The sequence below is a fragment of the Bradyrhizobium sp. A11 genome, assembly GCF_042077125.1.
Taxonomy (GTDB): domain Bacteria; phylum Pseudomonadota; class Alphaproteobacteria; order Rhizobiales; family Xanthobacteraceae; genus Bradyrhizobium; species Bradyrhizobium japonicum_B.
The window spans coordinates 2,379,248-2,398,818 of sequence record NZ_CP149509.1 but is presented as its reverse complement, the minus strand read 5'-3'; the positions used below and the strand labels follow the sequence as shown (position 1 = coordinate 2,398,818).

16 protein-coding genes are annotated in these 19,571 nt (G+C 65.3%); 9 read left to right on the top strand and 7 right to left on the bottom strand.

Features of this window, described 5'->3' with window-relative positions:
- Positions 1-51: 51 nt before the first annotated feature.
- Entirely contained in the window at positions 52-2,022 is a 1,971-nt protein-coding gene (locus WI560_RS11010) for a 4Fe-4S binding protein (protein ID WP_375308018.1), read from the top strand.
- 50 nt (positions 2,023-2,072) lie between these two features.
- Complete coding sequence (locus tag WI560_RS11005) at positions 2,073-2,372, top strand: hypothetical protein (RefSeq protein WP_375308017.1); 300 nt, start codon at positions 2,073-2,075, stop codon at positions 2,370-2,372.
- A gap of 58 nt (positions 2,373-2,430) precedes the next feature.
- Here WI560_RS11005 and WI560_RS11000 read toward each other — a convergent pair whose 3' ends face one another.
- Positions 2,431-3,720, bottom strand: coding sequence for a c-type cytochrome (locus WI560_RS11000; RefSeq protein WP_375308016.1), 1,290 nt, complete (start codon positions 3,718-3,720; stop codon positions 2,431-2,433).
- A 502-nt stretch (positions 3,721-4,222) separates the two neighbouring features.
- Between WI560_RS11000 and WI560_RS10995 the strand changes: the two genes are divergently transcribed.
- Both WI560_RS10995 and WI560_RS10990 read left to right on the top strand, forming a co-directional pair.
- Positions 4,223-4,345, top strand: a complete 123-nt coding sequence (locus WI560_RS10995) for a hypothetical protein (protein ID WP_375308015.1) — start codon at positions 4,223-4,225, stop codon at positions 4,343-4,345.
- A gap of 357 nt (positions 4,346-4,702) precedes the next feature.
- Positions 4,703-5,839 (top strand): GNAT family N-acetyltransferase, encoded by a 1,137-nt coding sequence (locus tag WI560_RS10990; RefSeq protein ID WP_375308014.1) that lies wholly within the window; start codon positions 4,703-4,705, stop codon positions 5,837-5,839.
- 27 nt (positions 5,840-5,866) lie between these two features.
- Here WI560_RS10990 and WI560_RS10985 read toward each other — a convergent pair whose 3' ends face one another.
- Entirely contained in the window at positions 5,867-7,090 is a 1,224-nt protein-coding gene (locus WI560_RS10985; protein WP_375308013.1) for an FAD-dependent oxidoreductase, read from the bottom strand.
- Between the two features lie 460 nt (positions 7,091-7,550).
- Between WI560_RS10985 and WI560_RS10980 the strand changes: the two genes are divergently transcribed.
- The 3 genes from WI560_RS10980 to WI560_RS10970 all read left to right on the top strand — a co-directional run bounded on the left by WI560_RS10980 (position 7,551) and on the right by WI560_RS10970 (position 11,849).
- On the top strand, positions 7,551-8,897 hold the full coding sequence (locus WI560_RS10980) for a lipopolysaccharide biosynthesis protein (RefSeq protein WP_375308012.1): 1,347 nt from the start codon (positions 7,551-7,553) through the stop codon (positions 8,895-8,897).
- A 212-nt stretch (positions 8,898-9,109) separates the two neighbouring features.
- On the top strand, positions 9,110-10,285 hold the full coding sequence (locus WI560_RS10975; protein WP_375308815.1) for a glycosyltransferase family 4 protein: 1,176 nt from the start codon (positions 9,110-9,112) through the stop codon (positions 10,283-10,285).
- A gap of 28 nt (positions 10,286-10,313) precedes the next feature.
- Complete coding sequence (locus WI560_RS10970; RefSeq protein ID WP_375308011.1) at positions 10,314-11,849, top strand: hypothetical protein; 1,536 nt, start codon at positions 10,314-10,316, stop codon at positions 11,847-11,849.
- A gap of 95 nt (positions 11,850-11,944) precedes the next feature.
- On the opposite strand, the gene WI560_RS10965 is transcribed toward WI560_RS10970, so the two are convergent.
- From WI560_RS10965 to WI560_RS10945, 5 genes are all read right to left on the bottom strand, one after another.
- On the bottom strand, positions 11,945-12,892 hold the full coding sequence (locus tag WI560_RS10965; protein ID WP_375308010.1) for an ABC transporter substrate-binding protein: 948 nt from the start codon (positions 12,890-12,892) through the stop codon (positions 11,945-11,947).
- 103 nt (positions 12,893-12,995) lie between these two features.
- The gene (locus tag WI560_RS10960) at positions 12,996-14,036 is read right to left on the bottom strand and encodes a ribose ABC transporter permease (RefSeq protein WP_375308009.1); all 1,041 of its coding nucleotides are present in this window, start codon (positions 14,034-14,036) and stop codon (positions 12,996-12,998) included.
- A complete protein-coding gene (locus WI560_RS10955; RefSeq protein ID WP_375308008.1) occupies positions 14,029-15,552 on the bottom strand; it encodes a sugar ABC transporter ATP-binding protein in 1,524 nt (507 codons plus the stop codon). The genes WI560_RS10960 and WI560_RS10955 overlap by 8 nt, the downstream gene beginning before the upstream one ends.
- Before the next feature lie 130 nt (positions 15,553-15,682).
- Positions 15,683-17,128: a xylulokinase gene (gene xylB, locus WI560_RS10950; protein ID WP_375308007.1), complete on the bottom strand. Its 1,446-nt coding sequence runs from the start codon at positions 17,126-17,128 to the stop codon at positions 15,683-15,685.
- Between the two features lie 13 nt (positions 17,129-17,141).
- The gene (locus tag WI560_RS10945) at positions 17,142-18,065 is read right to left on the bottom strand and encodes a LysR family transcriptional regulator (RefSeq protein WP_375308006.1); all 924 of its coding nucleotides are present in this window, start codon (positions 18,063-18,065) and stop codon (positions 17,142-17,144) included.
- A 106-nt stretch (positions 18,066-18,171) separates the two neighbouring features.
- Between WI560_RS10945 and WI560_RS10940 the strand changes: the two genes are divergently transcribed.
- Positions 18,172-18,495, top strand: coding sequence for a Dabb family protein (locus WI560_RS10940; protein WP_375308005.1), 324 nt, complete (start codon positions 18,172-18,174; stop codon positions 18,493-18,495).
- Positions 18,492-19,571, top strand: coding sequence for a maleylacetate reductase (locus tag WI560_RS10935; RefSeq protein ID WP_375308004.1), 1,080 nt, complete (start codon positions 18,492-18,494; stop codon positions 19,569-19,571). Before WI560_RS10940 ends, WI560_RS10935 begins: the two co-directional genes overlap by 4 nt.

Sequence of the window (19,571 nt, the reverse complement as noted above, 5' to 3'; positions counted from 1 at the left end):
GACCTGGAGCAGCCAGCGAAGACCGTCCTGATCTGCTCGTGCGAAGGCACGATGCGCCTCGACGCGGCCGCGATCCGGCGCGGATGTCCGGGCAGCGAGATCAAGAGCTTCAGCCATCTCTGCGGTGCGGAGCTGGATCATTTCCGCAAGATCGCGGCGGCAGAAGGCACCTTGACCGTCGCCTGCACGCAGCAGGCGGCGCAATTCTCGGACGAGGCCGGCAACCGGGGTGACGCGATCAGTTTCGTCAATACCCGCGAAACCGCCGGCTGGTCGCGCGATGGTGCGCGCGCCGGCGCGAAAATGGCGGCCCTGCTCGCGTCCGCTTCCGTCCAGGCACCGGACTATCCGCTTCTCACCTTGTCGAGCGAGGGCGTGGTCCTGGTCTACGGACGCGATGAGGCCGCGATCGAGGCCGGCCGCCTGCTTGCCGATCATCTCGACGTCACCGTGATGCTGAAGCAGCTCGACGATACGGTGCCGCCCGCCGCGACGGTCTTCCCGATCGTGAAGGGGACGATCCGCTCCGCGAAGGGGCATTTCGGCGCCTTCGAGCTTGCGATCGACGACTACGCGCGTCCCCGCCCCTCCTCGCGCGATCGCTTCGTGCTGGATGCGGCGCGAAGCGGCGTCACCTCGCGCTGCGACATCGTGCTCGATCTTTCCGGCGATGTGCCGCTGTTTCCCGCTCACGATTTGCGCGACGGCTATCTTCGCGCCGACACCAAGGATCCCGCGGCGGTGCTGCGCGGCGTGCTGACCGCCCGCGATCTCGTCGGCAGCTTCGACAAGCCGAAATATGTCGATGTCGCGCCCGCTCTTTGCGCCCATTCGCGCTCGAAGCGCACAGGCTGTCATCGCTGTCTCGATCTCTGCCCGACCGGGGCGATCACGCCCGTCGGCGATCATGTCGCGATCGACCCGAATATCTGCGCGGGCTGCGGCCAATGCGCCGCCGCCTGTCCGACCGGCGCTGCATCTTACACGCTGCCGCCCGCCGACACGCAGCTGCAGCGAATTCGCGCCATGCTGCTCGCTTACCGCGAGGCGGGCGGCGCGAACGCCGTGCTGCTGTTTCACGACGGCCCGCACGGCACGCCGCTGATCGATGCCCTGGCGCGTCACGGCGACGGCTTGCCGGCGAACGTGCTTCCCTTTGCCGTCAACGAGCTCACACAGCTCGGGCTCGAGGCGATCGTCGGCGCCTTCGCCTACGGCGTTTCCGCCGTGCGCTATCTGCTGCGCGCCAAGCCGCGCCACGATGTGAGCGGATTGTTGCAGACGATCGGCATGGCCGAGGCGATCCTCAGCGGTCTCGGATTTTCCGGCCGCCGTCTCGCCACCATCGAAACGGACGATCCCGACGCGCTCGGCGAGCATTTGACCGGCATCGGCCCCCTCGCGGCCGTGACGACGCCCGCGACCTTCAAGACCGTAGGCAAGCGGCGCGACCTCTTGCGCTTCGGATTGAGCGAGCTGCATCGTCTGGCGCCGCAGCCGGTCGACGTGATCGCGCTGCCGCAGGGCGCGCCGATCGGCGCGATCCGCGTCGACGCCAGCGGCTGCACGCTGTGCCTTTCCTGCGTCTCGGCCTGCCCGACCGGCGCGCTACGGGACGATCCCGATCGGCCCGTGCTGAAGTTCATCGAGGATGCCTGCGTGCAATGCGGGCTGTGCCAGAGCACCTGTCCGGAAAAGGTCATCAGCCTCGAGCCGCAGATCGATTTCCGCGCGGCCCGCGCGCCCGCCACTGTTCTCAAGGAGGAGGAGCCGGCGCTCTGCATCCGTTGCAGCACGCCGTTCGGCGTGAAGAGCACGATCGACCGCATCGCAGCCAAGCTCGAGGGCCGCCATTGGATGTATCCGGCCGGCGACAAGCTGGTCGAGACGCTCAGGATGTGCGCCGACTGCCGCGTCATCGTCACGAGCGAGCAGCAATTCGATCCATTCAAGGGCGTTCCGCAACGAACACCGCCGCGGACGACGGACGACTATCTACGCCAGCGCGAGGGCAAGGACTAGACAAGACCGCCAGACATCAGGGGCACAGGAAACCAGGGGGAAGCATCACCATGTCTCGTTTGATCACAGCTCTGTCGACGTGCATGATTTCCATCGCTCTTGCCGGCGGCGCGGCCGAAGCTGCCGCTCCGCCGCTGACCAAGGCACAGAAGTTCGCCCTGAAGCAGGCAATCGTCGGCTGCAAGGCCGAAGCCAAGGGCAAGAAGATCGCGTGGCTGTCGCGCCGCAAATACGTCAACCATTGCGTCGCGGAAGCGCTCAAGGAGCACCCCGGCATCGACGTCATTCAGATCCTCAAGCAACATCCCGAGATGAAGGATCTTCCGATGGACAATTGGGATTCGATCTGAGGCCGCGGCTGCTCATGATCATTCCGGAAAACCGCTGCGCACTTTTCCAGAGCATGCCCTAGCGCGACGTCACCCGGCCAAGGAAATCGGTGAGCGCGCGGCGATCCTCGGCTGAGCCGATGCGCTGCTCCGGCATCTTGGTGCCGGGGGTATAGGCGTTCGGCCCGATTTCGAACAGCTTTGCAACCGTCTCCGGCGTCCAGATGATGTCCATCGTCTTCAGGGCATCGGAGAAGCGGTAGCCCGGCAGCGATGCGATCTTGCGGCCATACAACCCGGCAAGCGTCGGACCCGCGCGCTGCACCTCCTTCTCCGACAGCGTATGACAGGCAACGCATGCCCGGAACACATCGGCACCATGATCGCCGGCATAGGCGGCGAGCGGATCGGGCGGCGATCCTGCCAGGATCGAGCCGATGGGCTCGCCGGTGCGCGCATTCCAGCGTCTGATCTTGCCGTCCGCGCCACCCGTGAGCAGCGTCTCGCGATCCGGCAGGAAGGCCACCGACCACACCGGCAGTCCAGGTCCGATCAATGTTCGTAGCAGGCTGCGCGACTTGCGATCGATGATCGCCACTGTGCCGCCGATGCCGGCCGCAGCAATCAAGGCGCCGTCCGCCGACATTGCCAAAGCCACCACGGGCGTGGGACCGGCCGCGACCTCGCCGCTGACTTTGCCCTCCCCCGTCACCATGCGCAGCTTGCCATCGACCGCGGCCGTGACGATTTCACCATCCGGCGCCACGGCCACGGCGTTCAGCGGCGCCGGCAACGTCACGATCTCGGGCTGGCCATCCGGCAAACGCCAGATGCGCAGCGCAAGATCATATGCGACGCTGACAAGCCTGCCGTCCGGCGTGAAGGCGACGCCGTTGACGTTCTGCGAATGCCCTTCGAGCACACGCGACGTGCCGTCCGATAGCGACCAGAGCCGCACCGTCCGATCCCACGATGCCGAGGCGAGAAGCGATCCATCGGGCGAGGCGGCAAGCGCCACGATCGGCGCGGCATGCCCCTCCAGCACGCGGTCCGGCTGCGGCCGGCCTGCCGTCCACAGCGCAATCCGTGCGTCCGCGCCGGCCGTGATCATGCGGCGGTCCTTCAGCAGGGCGACCGCATTGACGCCATCGGCATGATACCGAAGCACTTGCACTGCGCTGTCCGTCCTGAGCGACCAATGGATCGCGGACGTGTCGAAGCTGCCGGACAGAAGCTCGTCGCCGTCGGCGGAAACGGCAAGCGCCCGTATCGGGCCACCGTGTCCCGCCATGTCGGCGTGCGCGGATGCGACGGCAAAGACGGCCCACAGTGCGGCGGCCAACCTCGCGCACAAAGGTGATCTGATCATTCCTGGCCGGCCCTGGTCACATCCACGCTCCCAAGATTGCCAGAAGAGCCGCCAGAGATGAACATCGGAGCCGGCCTATTTGGCCGGAGCCGTCGTGGTTTTCGACGACCCCTCAGGCGCAGCTTGCATTCCAGGCGGGCTCTGACCTTGCGGACTTTCGGCGGGCGCGCCACCCGATCCCGTATTGATCGGACCGGTCCAGCCTTGCGGCTGGAGCTGGCCCTTGTCCTCGGGCGGGGTTTGCGCAGGCGATGAGCCGGATTGTGCGGGCTGCGCCCGGACGCTTCCGGAAAGGCAAAGTGCTGCGAGGCACAAAGACGTTGTCAGCAGTTTCACGCGGAATCCTCCCATGTCCGTACTGAAATGGGCCAGGCCGCCTTCCGTTCCGGAGCGTGCACCGCAATAACCGACTTTTGGCATCGCCGGGACGCTGGTTTCCGGCTGGTCACATCAAGGATGTATCGTATAGATGGCTTGATGTTCCGATCGAGAGAGTCTGAAGATGAAGGCCTTTCTGCTTGGCTGTGTCGCGGCCGTACTCATCGCGGTTGCGGGGATGGTGATCTTGAACAGATTCGAGGAGCCCGCCGCCCAAGCGTTTGCGACGACCAGCGTGCGCCTCTGACATCGCGTCAAATAGCTGGATCGACTCCTCGCGACACGCGATTCGGGCTCATGCCAACATTGTGACGGCGCGCAACCGCCGATCGCTCGTCACGGCGATCAGCCGCAACTTGCCCGCATGGTGCAATTGCAGGATCTTGCGGCTGCAATCCTCGCGGTCGAGGTCGATGAACCACCGCGATCGGGGCACGATATCCAAACGGATCTGAGATCTTAAGAGTTTGGTAACGATACCAACATGGTTGAACGCATTGATGCAAATCGCACAGTGCTGGTGTCTCGCCCGTAACGAGCCTGCTATAAAGCGCAGCGACGGTTCGATCGATCTTCGCGAATTGCCCGGTGTCCTTGATTGCGCATGAACAAGCCTAGCAACACGTTCGACATCGGCATCGATCAAACGTTCGACTTTCTGTCCCCGGAATATGCCGAGCTGTTCGATCGCTCGGCCGCGACCGCGTTCCAGCATCCGATCTGGCTGCACAGCCTCTACACCAGGCTCGCCTCGGATGCCGGCGCGACAGCGCTGGTCGTCGTGGTCCGCACCCGCGCGACGGGGGCGCTTGCGATGGTGCTGCCCCTGCTGCGGATCCGGCGCGGGCCGATCCGAACGGTCGAGTTTGCCGACCTGCGCGTCTCCGACTATCTGGCACCGGTTTGCAGCCCGGAGGTGTTCTCGCAACTGCTCGACGACGCGGAGGCATGCGCGGAGATTCGGCGCCTCGTTCGCCCGTTCGATCTGCTGCGCATGACCAAGCTGCCCGACGCGCGGCTTCCGATCGAAAAACTCCTGGCGGCCTCGCGCCGCGTGTCGATGGACACCAATGCCTACGCGACGGTTCTCGTCGCACCGTTCGAGCAATGGCGGGCCAGCGCGATCGATCGCTCCTATCAGAAGGAGCTTGCAAAGAAATATCGCCAGCTCCAGAAGAAAGGCGCGCTGAGCTTCTCATGCTGCACCGACGACGCCTCCGTGCTCGAGGCACTGGAGGTAATGAAGAAGTTTCGCGGTCCGCGCTTTCAGGCACAAGGCGACGGCGACCTGCTTCAGCGCCCCGAATATTTCGGCTTCTATTCCGACGTCGCTCTTCGTGGTCTCGGCAGCTTCGTGCGCCTCTACGCCATGAAGATGGACGGCGAAGTGATTGCGGCTGTGCTCGGACTGTGCCATCGGGGCAGCTTCCTCGTCATCATGAGCGCCTTCGACATTGCCGGGTACAAGAGCCAGTCGATCGGCGCACAGATGTTCGAGCAGGTGGCGCGGGATTGTATCGAGCGCGGCGACCAGATGCTCGATTTCACCATTGGTGACGAGCCATACAAGAAATTGTTCGGCGGACAGCCATCGCCGATGTGGGCGGTCACGCAGGCCGGCAGCCCCGCAGGCGCCGTTGCCCTGTTCGCGCTGAAGCAGGCCCCCTGGCTCAAGCTGGCGGCGAAGCGGCTAGCGGACTTGCGGCTCCTGCCCGCCCGCACGCCGACGCCCACGCGCTGATCCGGCGGCAGACAAAGGACAACGGACTCAGGCGCGCAACGCGCCGCGAAAGCGCCCGAGCCAGCCCGGATGCATCTGATCGACACGATGTGCCAGGCTGCGGCGCAGGAAGTGCAACCGGCGCCGAACGTCCCAGCCGATATCGTCGCGGGACGTCAGGGCCTGGCGGAAGCGCGCCATCTTCAGCGACTGCTGGTCCGCCGCGATCTTGTCGTGATCGGAATAGAACTGCGAAATCTTCTCCTGGCCCATGCCTGATGTCATGAGCCATCGCGGCGCATATTCGGTGCACAGACGATCGACGTCCACCAGCAGGCGCGCGACGCCGGTGCCGGCGGCAGGACAATTGGTCTGGAATGCATCGCCGATGAGCACGACGCCAGGCTGCAGGTGTCCCTCGACGACGGTCAGATCCATCACCCAGTTCTGGACCCGGCCGATGACGCGGAAGTCGCCAAGATAGGGCCGCAATCCCGGCAGCAGGCGCAAGACGGTGGCCTCCGGCTCCCGACGCAGCTCGCGCATGATCGGATCGGTCGGGTCGCGGAACATGAAGAGATTGGCCCGCATGCCGGCGCGGACGGGAAACAGGCTGAGATAGTCGATGCCGTCCGCCGTGCGCTCGCCATAACAGGTCAGCGCCTCGAAATCGAACGGGCGACCGTCCTGGCGGACGATCGTGAAACCGAACGACACCGAATGGCGCTCGGCCAGCACGCGCCGTCTGATCCCGAGCTTGTAAGCGACAGCTTCCGACATGCCTGTGGCGAGAACGACGAGGCGCGCGGTCACGCGCCGTCCGGAGGCCAGTTCGAGATGCTGGACGTCGTCGCTGCAGCTGATCGCAGTGACCTCGTCGACGATCAGGCCGGATGGATCGAGCATCTGGCTGCGCGCCATGGCCACGAGATCGGCATAGGGAAAGCCGTAGGCCTGACCGACGCTGACGTCGACCACCTTGCCTTCCCGGATATTGAGCACCTGATCATATCGACAGGCAACATTCTCGAGCGCGCCGAGGAAGCCCAGCTTGCGGAGCATCGCCAATTGATGCCCGCCGATCTTCTCGACCCGGAATTCGTCCGGATAGACCGCGCGCTTGTCGATCAGGGCAATTCGGTGCCCTGCCCGCGCCAGCACGGCCGCCGCAAGCGATCCCGCAAGGCCGCCGCCGACGATCGCGATGTCGGCATCGGTCCTCGAAGTGCCGGCTTTGGCGATCGGCTCGGTCCCGGTTCTGTCCGCCGTCATGATCCAAGGCTCCCACGGTCAACTAAAGTCGCACGTGCAATTCTCCGGCCTGATGTCGCATCGCAGGATCAAACGCGATCATTTCTCGCTATCGAGGTTAACGGAGCTGTGAGCCGGCTGTCGCGACGATGGCCGGCACGCCTCTTGCTCGGGATTCCCGCAACTTGTGTGTTCGGCAGCCCGGTGTCGATCCGGGCGGGCCAACCCGCATTCGAACGACCGATCTCGCCGTTATCGGCCGTCGATATGGCGCTACGCCTTCATTCGATCCGGCCAAGGCCTGCTCTATTTGAGACAACGAGGACGGCGATGTTTCACAGTGAAGCAATTGGAACCACGAGGTTGATGTCGCCGGCAAGATCCCGCTTGCCGCCCATTAACACTCGCGATTTTTCCGCATGCTAGATTGCCATCGGCGTCCGAACACGTCCCTCCGGAGAGAGCAGCTCCTTAAATTTCCATGATCGAATCCATCCTTCAATTGTTGCGGCGTGACGTCACGCGCGGTGTCGTCGGAACCATCCTCTTGAAGGTTGGCAGCGGCGCACTTGCGTTTGCGCTGTTCTCGCTGGCGGCACGAACGATGTCGCCCGATGGCTTCGGCATTTTCGCGACCTGGCTTTCTGTGGCCCAGATCGCCGCGGTGGTGGGACTGGTCGGCCAGGAATCGTTGCTGGTGCGCTTCCTGAACGAGTACCAGGTCGGCGGCAGGCCGGACCTCACCAAAGGCGTCTTGCTGTCGAGCTTCAGGATCACCTCGATTGGCATGCTGATCGTGATCGTCGGTATTGCCATTACAGCGCACATGAGAGGCGATTGGTGGGTGCTCATCCTGGCGGTGTCGGCCTATACGGCCCTGAATGCCGGCATAATGCTCGGCAGCCAGGTCGCACGCTCGCTCGTCAGCATTCTCATGGGCGAAGGAAATCGCGAGTTCTTCTGGCGGGCCATCGTCGTGGTCTTCCTGCTCGCCATGCTGCTCGGGCACCGGCAACTCGATCCCGCCGAGTTGTTCGCGGTGATGACCATTGCCATGTCGGTCAGCCTGGCGTCGCAGATCATTTCGGTCGTCCGCGTGCTGCCGGATCTGCGCGGCACGCCGGCACGCTCGGAAACGTCGCGCTGGCGGTCCAGCGCCCTGCACTTCTGGATCGCATCCATCCTCGAGGTCGCCAACCAGTATTTCGACGTCATCCTGGTTTACTGGATGCTGGATCCTACGACGGCCGGAATCTACTTTGCCGCCTCGCGCCTCGCCAACATCTTCGCCATGGTCTCCGCGGCGCTGTACACGTTCGGCGCGCGTCGGCTGCCCTCGCTGTACTTCAGCAAGAATCACCGGGAGTTCGAGCGGACCCTGCGGTTGATGGCGGAGGTGACCGCGCTGTGCGTGGCCGCCGGACTCGCCACGGTCTGGGTCGGCGGCACCTATCTCCTCAATTTGTTCGGACCCCATTTCACCGAGCAGCATTCCGTCTTGATCGTGCTTGCGATCGGAACCGCCATCCAGGCCGCGGGCGGCCCCGCCGCTGCGATCCTGCAGCTGACAGGTCACGAACGAATCTATGTTCCCGTCGTGGCCGCGAACGTCGCACTGCGGCTCGTGGGATTTCTCGTCCTCATTCCCTGGCTCGGCCTGCTTGGCGCGGCGATTTCCGCCACGGTGTCGCTGGCGCTCGCGACCATTGCCTTGAACGTGATCTGCCGTCGGCGCTCAGGGGTCGATCCCTCAATTCTGGTGCTGTTGCGCTTCAGCGGAATCAAACGCGGCAATTATGCCGTTCGCGGCGCCGACTCCGGCGACTAGCTCGCGTTCACGCATCAGCGGCGCGCAAGACCGATTGGTTAACGCGCTCGCTGCGCAGCGTCCGGGAACCAGCGAAATAACTGCGTGATCGATGTCGACGGTCGCGCCTCGCATTAACTCCGTTTGATGCTAGCCGGTGTCCGCGCGATGCCCGCATGATAGGTACGGAGTTAAGAAGGTGAAGATTTCGTTTCTTGAGCGGGTCGGGAGCCGTGCTGCACTATCAGCCGAACAAGGACTTGGGCGAGCCGACTGCGACCGCACCCGCGCGGTCGAACCATGGCGGACCAAAGCCGCACGTGCTGCTCGCGCAAACCCAGGCCGAGAACGCCGGCGCGCAGGAGATCTCAAGGCTGCTCGGCGCCGGGCTGACCGCGCGCGGCTACCGCGTCACCAATTTGTTCTTCTTCCGTAAATCGGATTCGTTCGACGAGCCGCCCGATACGCTCTATTGCGCGCCGAGCCGGCCGGGCAATCCGGTCGCGCTGCTCCGGATGCTGTGGACGCTCGGCCGTCACATCAGGACCATCAGGCCCGACGCCGTCTTGACGTTCCAGCATTTCGGCAACGTGATCGGCGCCGGCATGACGCGCCTCGTCAGCCGCGCCCCTGTCGTCGCCAATCAGGTTTCATCCGCGCTGGCGATGAGCCGGCCGGTCCGCACCGCCGACATCGCCATGGGCAGCCTCGGCTTCTTCGACCGCATCACGCTCAATTCGAAGGACATGGAGCGCGAATATTCGCGTTACCCCGCAGCCTACCGGGCGCGCATGGTGCACGTGCCGCACGGCTTCGACGACAAGGCCCTCACCCTGTCGAAGGACGCTGCACGGCAGACATTCAATCTGCCGCGCGATCGCGTCCTGCTCGGCTGCGCCGCGAGGCTGCATCCGCACAAGCGGCTCGACCTGGCAATACGTCTGCTGCCAGATGAGCCGTCCTGGCATCTCGCGCTCGCCGGCCAGGGCGCCGACGAGGCCCGGCTGAAGCTGCTGGCGGATGAGCTGAAGGTCCCCGACAGGCTGCATCTGCTCGGCGAGATTCCCCCCAGCCGGATGGCGGACTTCCTCGCCTGTCTCGACGTGTTCGTGTTCCCGACACAGGCCGAAACCTTCGGCCTGGCCGCGGTCGAGGCTGCCAACGCCGGTGTTCCCTCCGTCGTGACCGATCTTCCCGTCCTGCGCGAAGTGCTGTCCTGCGAAGGCAAACCGACTGCGCTCTTCGTCGATGCCTCCGAGCACGCGAAGCTCTCGGCGGCCGTCTCCCTGCTGCTGACGGACCAAGATTTGCGTGAGGCGCTGCGACAAAACGCCAAAGGCCTGAGGCTGCGCTATTCGGTAGATGCCATGGTGGAGGAATACGTTCGTATTCTCGACGAGGTCATTTGACCTGAAACCTTGGATAGATCGGCTCGACATGATCATCGAGTTTCGCTGTGAACGAGACTACGCGCGGCGGTGGATGAGCCGCGAGACGCTGTCGATCGACGGCCGGGATGTTCCGGTTCAAATCGCGTGGACGGCAAATGCCGAGCCGCGGCCCGCGGGCCTCGACAGCCTTTTCGAACTCGAACGCGTGGTGTTGCACAGGGGCAAGCCCAGCGGCGCCAACAGGCTCGATGTCATTCGGCAGCCGACGCAGGCTCATACCGAGACCGCCGACGTGATCGTCGATTTCACCGGCGGCGCGCGCGATCCGGGCAGCTCCGCCCGGCTGTATCTCCGTCCGCTGTTCAACGGAGTTGCCGGCGAGAATGCCGCGCTCGCCGCCATTCTGGCCGGCGACCTGCCGGTGATCGAGATCATCAACGAGGTCGACGGCTCGGTCGTCGATCGCGGCCATCCATCCGGCGAAATTGCCGCAGGCCTCAGCGGCGCGCTCGAAACCGTCATGGCGCGAACCCTGACCATGGTGGCGGCGATCCTGTCGGGACGGCCGCGCATCGTGCCGCAACTGGCGCGCCCCGCCGGAGCAGGCGTCGGCCGGCAGCCGACGGCCTATGTCGTGCGCGGCCTCGCCGTATCGATCGCCAAGGAGATCTATCGTCTCTGCTGCTATGCCCCGCATTGGCATGTCGGATGGCGCTTCAATGACGGCGCGGGGGTCTGGCAGACCGGAGATCTCTCAGGTCCGGGCTGGAACGTTCTGAAGGATCCCGGAAACCACTTCTACGCCGATCCCTTTCCCATCACCTGGCAGGGACGAACGTTCGTCTTCTTCGAGGACCTCGATCACCGCGTCGGAAAGGGCATCATTTCGGCGGTCGAGTTCGGTGACAACGGACCGGTCGGCGAGGCCGTGCCGGTGCTGGAGGAGCCCTGGCATCTCTCCTATCCGTTTCTGATCGAACACGACGGCGCCTTGTGGATGATCCCGGAGAGCTCGACCCACGGCGACGTCGCCCTCTACAAATGCGTCCGCTTCCCCGACAAATGGGAGCGGCACGCGACGCTGCTGTCCGGTCTCGAGCTGGCCGACGTGACGATCACGCAGCACAATGGCCTGCATTATCTATTCGGCGCCTGGCGCGACGGAACCGGCGGCTACTCGGATTCGCTGGCGATCTATTACGCGGAGCACCTCCTGGGCCCCTGGTTACCCCACGCCAGCAATCCGGTCCTGATCGACCGCGCGAGCACGCGACCGGCAGGGAATTTCGTCACCATCAACGAAAAATTGTGGCGCCCGGTCCAGAACTGCGCCGACGGATACGGCGCGGCGCTCGCGCTGGCGGAAGTGGTCGAACTGTCGCCGACGGCCTTCAGGCAGACCGTGCGCCATTGCCTGAAGCCCGGACCGGCGTGGCCCGGCAGGAAGCTCCACACCCTGAACCGCTGCGGCCGGCTCGAGGTGATCGACGGCTCGAGGGTCCAACCCAAGACCCGCGCTCTTGCGAGCAAGTCTCCGTCGACCGTGTTGCCCGCGCGAGCCAATCCTTCCGCCGCGCGCTGACGCGGATCAGCGCGTGTCGGCTATCACGATACGGGCGGCGTGCATCAAGCACACCGCCCGCTGTCTCGTCGTCTGCACGTCAGCAAGGGCGGCGCTTACTGCGAACGATCCGAGGTCCAGCCCTTGTACTGGGCGACGTTGTCCCTGGTCACCAGCTTGGACGGCAAGAGCTCGACGGTCGAGGCCGGCTTCTGGCCATTGAGGATACCGACGCCGACTTGCACGGCCCGCCGCGCCATGAAGAACGGGTCCTGCGAAGCGGAAGCCTGGATCTGCGCCGACTGCGGATCCTTCAGCGCGGCCTCGATATCGGGCGCGCCGTCGACCGCGGTGATGATGATGCCGCTGCGGTTTTGCTGGCGCGCCGCAAGGTCGGTGCCGATCGCCTGGGGGTCGTTGATGGCGAAGATGGCATCGATCTTGGGGAAGCGGGTCAGATAGCCCTGCGCGACGGTGAGGCCGCCTTCGCGCGAGCCTTTGCCGTCCTGGTCGCTGGACAGCACCTTGATGCCCGGATTCTTCGACAGGACGTTCTTGCAGCCGACGACGCGGTCGATCACGGCGGAGACCTGCGGTCCGTTCTCGATGATGACGTCGCCCTTGCCGCCGAGCTTGTCGACGATGTACTGGCAGGAGATCTCGCCGGCCTGCACGTTGTTCGTGGTCACGGTGGCATCGGCGCCTTCGGCCGCGGTGTCGACCGCAACGACGACGATGCCCGCGGCTTGCGCCTTCTTGATCGCCGGCCCGATCGCCTTGGGATCGCCGGGATTGAGCAGGATCAGATCGACGCCGGCGGCGATGAAATTGTCGATCTGGGTGACCTGCTTGCCGAGATCGTATTCGAAGCCGACCGTGGTGATCTTCACGTTGGGGTTGGTCTTCTTTGCCTCGAACTCGGCGCCCTTCGACAACGCCACAAAGAACGGGTTACCCATCGACCCCAGCGAAACGCCGATCGACTTGAGCTCCTTGGCCGAGGACGGCGCGGTGCTGAGAACAAGCGCCGTCGCGGCGCCGGCGAGCATGATCGTCTTCAACATGGACTTCCTCCCTGGTCTGTCTTCTTTCCCGGCACGGCAGACCAGTTGCCGCAACGGAAGCTTTCGAGTTCTAGCGGGGCCTTTCAGGTTCTGGCGGAGCCATTCAAGTTCTGGCGGAGCCTTGCAGCCGATAACGATCGAGCGCCACGGCGCCGATGATCACGAGACCCTTGATGACATATTGCCAGATGTCGGAGACACCGACGAGGATGAGGCCGTTCGACAGCACCGCGATGATCAGCGCGCCGACCAGCGTCCCCCAGATCGAGCCGATGCCGCCGACGAACGAGGTGCCGCCCAGGATCACCGCGGTGATCGCATCGAGCTCGTAGGACTGGCCGAGCTGCAGGCCGTTGGCGGCGTAAAGCCGCGCCGCCTGCATGGCGCCGCCGAGCCCGGCGAACAGTCCGGAGATGCCATAGACGAAGATCAGCACGGCCCAGACCTTGATGCCCGCGAGCCGCGCCGCGCTCTCGTTGCCGCCCACCGCGTAGATGTGCACGCCGAGCACGGTCCGGCGCAGCACCAGCCACGAGACCAGGATGACGAGCAAGGCGATCACCGAGAGCCACGGGATCGACGCGACGCCGGGAACGAGCGTCAGCGAGCCGTTGCCGATGAAGGCGTAGGGAATGGACGGATTGAATACGGTGGTGTCGGCCCCGAGCAGTCGCGCGAGGCCTCGCACCGCCGTGAGGGAGCCGAGCGTGACGATGAAAGGCGGCAGGCGGAGCAGCGCGATCAGCGCGCCGTTGACGACACCGAAGACAAGGCCGGTGAGCAGCGCGGCCGGCAGCCACAGCACGCCAAGCTCCGGCAGCTTGGACAGCGTCAGTCCGGCCATCGCGGAGGCCGCCAGGATCGAGCCGACCGAGAGATCGATGCCGCCGGTGAGGATGACGAAGGTCATGCCTGCGGCGAGCACGGTGTTCACTGCGGCCTGCTGCAACACGATGCCGAGATTTTGTCCGGTGAAGAAGCGTCCCTCGGACAGGAAATGGAAGCCGATGCAGAGGATCAACAGCACCGGCAGCATGCCGAGCGCACTGATCAGCATCCTCACCCGCTGGCGCTTTGTCTCGGCGGCAGCACCGTTGGTCGCCGTCGGGGCAGACTGGACCTCCGCGGCATCGTTGTCAGGCATCGAGATGCTCCATCCCCGTGGCAAGCGCCATGATGTCCTCTTGTGTCAGCGGCGAATTGGGTCCGCGCCTCACCTCGCCGGCGATGTGGCCGGCCCGCATGACGACGACACGGTCGCAGATGCCGATGATCTCGGGCAGGTCGGACGAGATGACGAGGATGGCGGTGCCGGCCTTGGCCAGATTGTCGATGATCGAATAGATCTCGGATTTGGCGCCGACATCGACACCACGGGTCGGCTCGTCGAGGATCAGGACCTTCGGCGCGATGGCGAGAAGCCGCGACAAGAGCAGCTTCTGCTGATTGCCGCCGGACAGGCCACCGGCGGGGACGCCGACATTGGCGGCGCGGATGCTGAGCCCCGCGAAGGCCCTGTCGGCGCGCTCGCGCGCCTTGTCGCGATCCAGGAACCAGCCAAGCTTGGCGTCGCGCCCGAGCACCGCGAGGTTGATGTTGTCAAGACACGACATATCCAGGAACAGGCCGAGCGCCTTGCGGTCCTCGGTCAGATAGGCAATGCCCGCCTCGAGCGCCGCGCCGGGGGTACGGATCTCGACCGGACTTCCCTCCAACTCGAGCCGGCCGGAGGTCTTTGGCTGCGCGCCGATGATGAGATGGGCAAGCTCGGTGCGGCCGGCGCCGATCAGGCCGGCGAGCCCGACCACTTCGCCCGCATGCACGGTGAGCGAGCAGCCCTTGACGCGCCGGCCGTCGGCCATGTCGATCGCTGCGAGCACGGGATGTCCGCGCCCCGCGTCGGGATCGTGATCCTTCTTGTAGAACGACGAGACGTCGCGACCGACCATCAGCCGCACGATGGTGTCGGCACGGATCTCGGGCTTGTCGAGCGATCCGACCAGCCGGCCGTCGCGCAGCACCGTGACGCGGTCGCCCAGCGCGTAGACCTCGTCCATGCGATGCGAGATGTAGATGATGGCAAGCCCCTCCGCCCGAAGCTGACGGATCAGCGCGAACAGCCGCGCAGTCTCGCCGGCCGACAACGCGGTGGTCGGCTCGTCCATGATCAGGATTTTCGATCTGGCGTGCAGCGCACGCGCAATCTCGACCAGTTGCCGCTGGCCCATGGACAGATGCGCCACCAGCGTCGACGGCAGGAAGTCTGCGCCCAGCCGCTTCAGAATCGGACCGACGCCCTCGCGCATCTCCCCGCGCGCCAGCAGTCCTGAACGCGAGATCTCCCGTCCGAGATAAATATTCTCCGCGACGCTGAGATTAGGCGCCAGCGACAGCTCCTGATAGATGATGGAGATGCCCGCCGCGCGGCCGCCGAGCGGACCTTCGATCCGGACCGGATGTCCTTCGATGCGAATCTCGCCGCCGGGATCAGGCTTGTAGGCACCGGACAGGATCTTCATCAGCGTCGACTTGCCGGCGCCGTTCTCACCCATCAAGGCGTGAATCTCGCCGGCGTAGACGGTGAGATCGACGCTACGCAGTGCCTTGATGCCAAAGAAAGATTTTGACACCCCGCGCATCTCGAGGATCGGATCGTTCATCGTGCCTCCCGCGCACAATGCGTTTCCCACCCGCGTCTCAATCGTTCTTGTCAGCGCGGTTCACGCATTAAACAAAAGGCCGCGACGCAGGGCAAGGCTGAACACGAGCGAACGCAACATCGCGGCGGCGCTAGTGGCGCGGCCGATACAGTTCGCGCCAGGCGGGAAGCCGCTCGGCGTACGCATCCGCCAGCCCGGCGTCAGGTTCGAACGTCTCGACGCGCTGCGGCCGCGTGCACACGGCGGCAATTGCCTCACCAGTGACAGCAAGCCGCCCCAATCTCGCCGCACCGAACGCCGCGCCGGTCGCGCCGCCGGCAAAGCGATGGATCGGAACATTCAGCACGTTCGCGAGAACCGAGAGCCAGAATGGCGAGCGCGATCCGCCGCCGATGGCGTCGGCTTCCGCGATCACGATGCCGGCATCCGCGAGCGCGTCGCGGCAATCAGCCAGCGCGAAGGCAACTCCTTCGAGCACCGCCTGCACGATCGCCGTGCGATCGGTGCCATGGCTCAAGCCATCGAGCATGCCGCGCACGGCGGGATCGTCGTGCGGCGTCCGCTCGCCCGCGAGATAAGGCAGGAAGCTCACCGGCGACGGCGCCTGCGGGCGCGATCCCAGCGGAGCCAACAACTCGGCCTCCGTGACGCCGAACAGACGCGCGGCCCAGGCGAGGCAGGAGGCAGCCGACAGGATCGCGCCTGCCTGAATCCACATGCCGGGAATGGCGTGGCAGAACGTATGCACTGCGCGGTCCGGATTGGCAGCGATGGTGGCGGTCGGCGCCAGCAACGCACCCGATGTTCCCAAAGTGACGAACGCGGTTCCCGGCTCGACCGCACCGATGCCGACGGCGCCCGCCGGATTGTCGCCGGCACCGCCCGCGATCACCGGCTGCCTCATCATGCCCCAGCGCCGCGCGAGCTCGGCGCGCAGCCTTGCGGCGGGCGCGCAGCCCTCGACGAGACGCGGCATGTGCTCGCGCGTCAGCCCGGTCGCGGCCAAAGCGGCGTCCGACCAGTCCCGGCGCGCAACATCGAGCCATAGCGATCCCGATGCATCCGAGACGTCCTCGACGGCCTCGCCCGACAGCACCAGGCGCAAATACGCCTTTGGCAGCAGCACGAGCTTGGTCGCCGCAAGGATCTCGGGCTCATGCGTCGCGATCCAGAGCAGCTTGGGCGCGGTGAATCCCGGCATCGCCTTGTTGCCCGTCACCGCACGCAACGCCGGCCAGCGTTGCTCCAGGATACGGCACTCCGCCGCGGCGCGTCCGTCGTTCCAGAGGATGCAAGGCCGCAAGGGACGTAAGCTCGCATCGAGCAGCACAGCGCCGTGCATCTGGCCGGACAGCCCGATGCCTTCGACGGCCGCCAAGGCGCCGGCATGGCTCGCCTTGAGGGCATCCAGCGTGGCGAAGGTCGCCTCGATCCATTGCGCGGGATCCTGCTCGGAATGACCCGGTCGTGGCGAGGCGATCGTCAGCGGCCGGCTCGCGCTTGCAATCACGCGCTGGGCGTCGTCGACGAGAACGGTCTTGACTGCGGAGGTGCCGAGATCGATGCCGAGATACATGGATGCTTCCCGCTCACTTCGCCGCGTCGATCCAGATCCCCGGCTCCGAATGCTCGCGGATGTGGCTGACCAGGAAGTCCGAGAAGACCCGGATCTTGGCCGGCAGCCTGACGCGGTTCTGGTAGGCGATGTTCATGGTGAGCAGCGGCAGCTGCCAGTCCCTCAGGACCGGCACCAGCCGGCCGGCCGCGATATCGCCCTGCACGATATAGAGCGGTTGGATCAGGATGCCGAGCCCTGCACGCGCCGCGCCGCAAATGATCTGGCCGTCATTGCTGTCGAGCGTCGGCGCGATCCGCACCGTCTGCGTCGTGCTGCCCTGGCTCAGCCGCAGCGAATAGGGATCGTTGGCGAGATTGTAGACCAGCATGTCGTGACGGGCGAGATCGGCGGGATGCTCGGGCCGGCCGTGCTTCTCCAGATAGGAGGGAGCTGCCGCGAGCACGCGGTGCATCTGGCCGATGCGGCGGACGATGATGTTGGAATCCGGCTCGTGCTCGCGCGTGCGGATCGCGACGTCAATCCCGGCTTCGATGAAGTCCGGATAGCGGTTTGCGCTGATGATCTGCACGTTGAGATTGGGATAGAGCGCGCGGAAGGCGGGCAACATCGGCGCGAGGTAGATCATCGCGAAGGACAGCGAGGAGGTGACGCGCAGCATGCCCTTCGGCGACAGCGCACGGTCGGAGACGGCGTCCTCGGCTTCGGCGAGTTCGTTCAGCAGCGGGCCGCAGCGTTGCAATAGCTCCTGCCCTGCCTCGGTCAGCCATTGCCGGCGCGTGTTGCGCTCGATCAGCCGGACCGCAAGCCGCTCCTCCAGCGCACTGAGATGACGGCTCGCGGCCGCGTTCGACATCCGCAGGATCTCGGCAGCTTTGGAAAGGCTGCCGAGCTCAGCGGTTTTGGAGAAGACCTCGAGTTGAAGCAGCCGGTCCATTTTTGCGAAATTAGGAAAAGAGACTTACAAATTTTGACCTTTATTTCCGATTTCTGCAAGGCAAAATGGTGCCAACAAAGCGCGATACAGGAGAGGAAATCAGGAAATGTCGGGCCCGATCAGGCACATCGTGATGTGGCGGCTGCGCGGGGAGACCCCCGAGGAGCGCTCCGCCGCCCGGCTCAAGGTCAAGACCCTGTTCGAGGGCCTCAAGGGCCGGATCGACGGCCTCACCCACATCGAGGTCGGCATCGACGTCAGCGCGGTCGATTACGCCTGCGACGTCGTGCTGTTCTCCGAATTCACCGACCAGACGGCGCTCAGCGCCTACGCCAACCATCCGGAACATCTGCGGGTACGCGAAGCATTGGGCGAATTGCGGATCGGCCGCTTCCAGGTCGATTATCCCATCAAAGAGACCGGCGCATGATCGGTTCGTTCACCTTTGAAAACCTGCCCTGCCGCGTCGTATTCGGCAGCGGAACGCTGGCGAGCGCCAAGGCCGAGGTCGAACGGCTCGGCGGCAAGCGCGCGCTGGTGCTGACGACGCCGCAGCAGGAGGCGCAGGGCGAGAGCCTGGGGGCAGCGCTCGGCCCGCTCTATGCCGGGCTCTTTCCCGGCGCCACCATGCACACGCCGGTCGAGGTCACCGAGCGCGCGCTCGCGGCGATGACGGCGTGCGAGGCCGACTGCGTCGTCTCGCTCGGCGGTGGCTCGACCACGGGCCTCGGCAAGGCGCTGGCCTTGCGCACCGGCGTCAACCAGCTCTGTATTCCCACCACCTATGCCGGCTCCGAGATGACGCCGATCGTCGGCCAGACCGAGAACGGCCTGAAGACCACGGTGCGCGACGCGGCGATCCTGCCCGAGACCGTGATCTACGATGTCGATCTGACCCTGACCCTGCCGGCGAATCTGACCGCAACATCCGGCATCAACGCGATCGCGCATGCGGTCGAGGCGCTGTATGCACGCGACGCCAATCCGGTGACGTCGCTGATGGCCGAGGAAGGCATCCGCGCGCTGGCACGTGCCCTGCCCGCGATCGCCGTCAAGGCCAACGACCGCGAGGCCCGCACCGAGGCTCTCTACGGCGCGTGGCTGTGCGGCGTCTGTCTCGGCACCGTCGGCATGGCGTTGCATCACAAGCTCTGCCATACGCTCGGCGGCACCTTCGACCTGCCGCATGCCGAGACCCACACCATCGTGCTGCCGCATGCGCTGGCCTACAACGCCCCGGCCGTGCCCGAGGCAATGACGCGCATCGCGCGTGCCAACGGCGCGGCTGACGCCCCGCAAGGTCTCTACGATCTCGCCAAGCGGCTGGGCGCGAAGCTGGCGCTGCGCGACATCGGCATGCCCGAAAGCGGCATCGACAAGGCGACCGATCTCGCGGTGACGAATGCCTACTGGAATCCGCGCCCGCTCGACCGAAACGCCATTCGCGACTTGATCGCACGCGCCTGGGCCGGCGAGCCGCCGGTCGTCGTCAAAGCGGCGGCTTGA

Excerpts from the sequence above, each read along its gene's own strand:
- WI560_RS10960 (WP_375308009.1), bottom strand. The coding sequence starts at position 14,036 with ATGCCTGACAACGATGCCGCGGAGGTCCAGTCTGCCCCGACGGCGACC.
- WI560_RS10935 (WP_375308004.1), top strand. The coding sequence starts at position 18,492 with ATGATCGGTTCGTTCACCTTTGAAAACCTGCCCTGCCGCGTCGTATTC.
- xylB (WP_375308007.1), bottom strand. The coding sequence starts at position 17,128 with ATGTATCTCGGCATCGATCTCGGCACCTCCGCAGTCAAGACCGTTCTC.
- WI560_RS11010 (WP_375308018.1), top strand. The coding sequence starts at position 52 with ATGCGCCTCGACGCGGCCGCGATCCGGCGCGGATGTCCGGGCAGCGAG.
- WI560_RS10955 (WP_375308008.1), bottom strand. The coding sequence starts at position 15,552 with ATGAACGATCCGATCCTCGAGATGCGCGGGGTGTCAAAATCTTTCTTT.
- WI560_RS10965 (WP_375308010.1), bottom strand. The coding sequence starts at position 12,892 with ATGTTGAAGACGATCATGCTCGCCGGCGCCGCGACGGCGCTTGTTCTC.
- WI560_RS10970 (WP_375308011.1), top strand. The coding sequence starts at position 10,314 with ATGATCATCGAGTTTCGCTGTGAACGAGACTACGCGCGGCGGTGGATG.
- WI560_RS11005 (WP_375308017.1), top strand. The coding sequence starts at position 2,073 with ATGTCTCGTTTGATCACAGCTCTGTCGACGTGCATGATTTCCATCGCT.
- WI560_RS11000 (WP_375308016.1), bottom strand. The coding sequence starts at position 3,720 with ATGATCAGATCACCTTTGTGCGCGAGGTTGGCCGCCGCACTGTGGGCC.
- WI560_RS10995 (WP_375308015.1), top strand. The coding sequence starts at position 4,223 with ATGAAGGCCTTTCTGCTTGGCTGTGTCGCGGCCGTACTCATCGCGGTT.
- WI560_RS10985 (WP_375308013.1), bottom strand. The coding sequence starts at position 7,090 with ATGACGGCGGACAGAACCGGGACCGAGCCGATCGCCAAAGCCGGCACT.
- WI560_RS10980 (WP_375308012.1), top strand. The coding sequence starts at position 7,551 with ATGATCGAATCCATCCTTCAATTGTTGCGGCGTGACGTCACGCGCGGT.
- WI560_RS10945 (WP_375308006.1), bottom strand. The coding sequence starts at position 18,065 with ATGGACCGGCTGCTTCAACTCGAGGTCTTCTCCAAAACCGCTGAGCTC.
- WI560_RS10940 (WP_375308005.1), top strand. The coding sequence starts at position 18,172 with ATGTCGGGCCCGATCAGGCACATCGTGATGTGGCGGCTGCGCGGGGAG.
- WI560_RS10990 (WP_375308014.1), top strand. The coding sequence starts at position 4,703 with ATGAACAAGCCTAGCAACACGTTCGACATCGGCATCGATCAAACGTTC.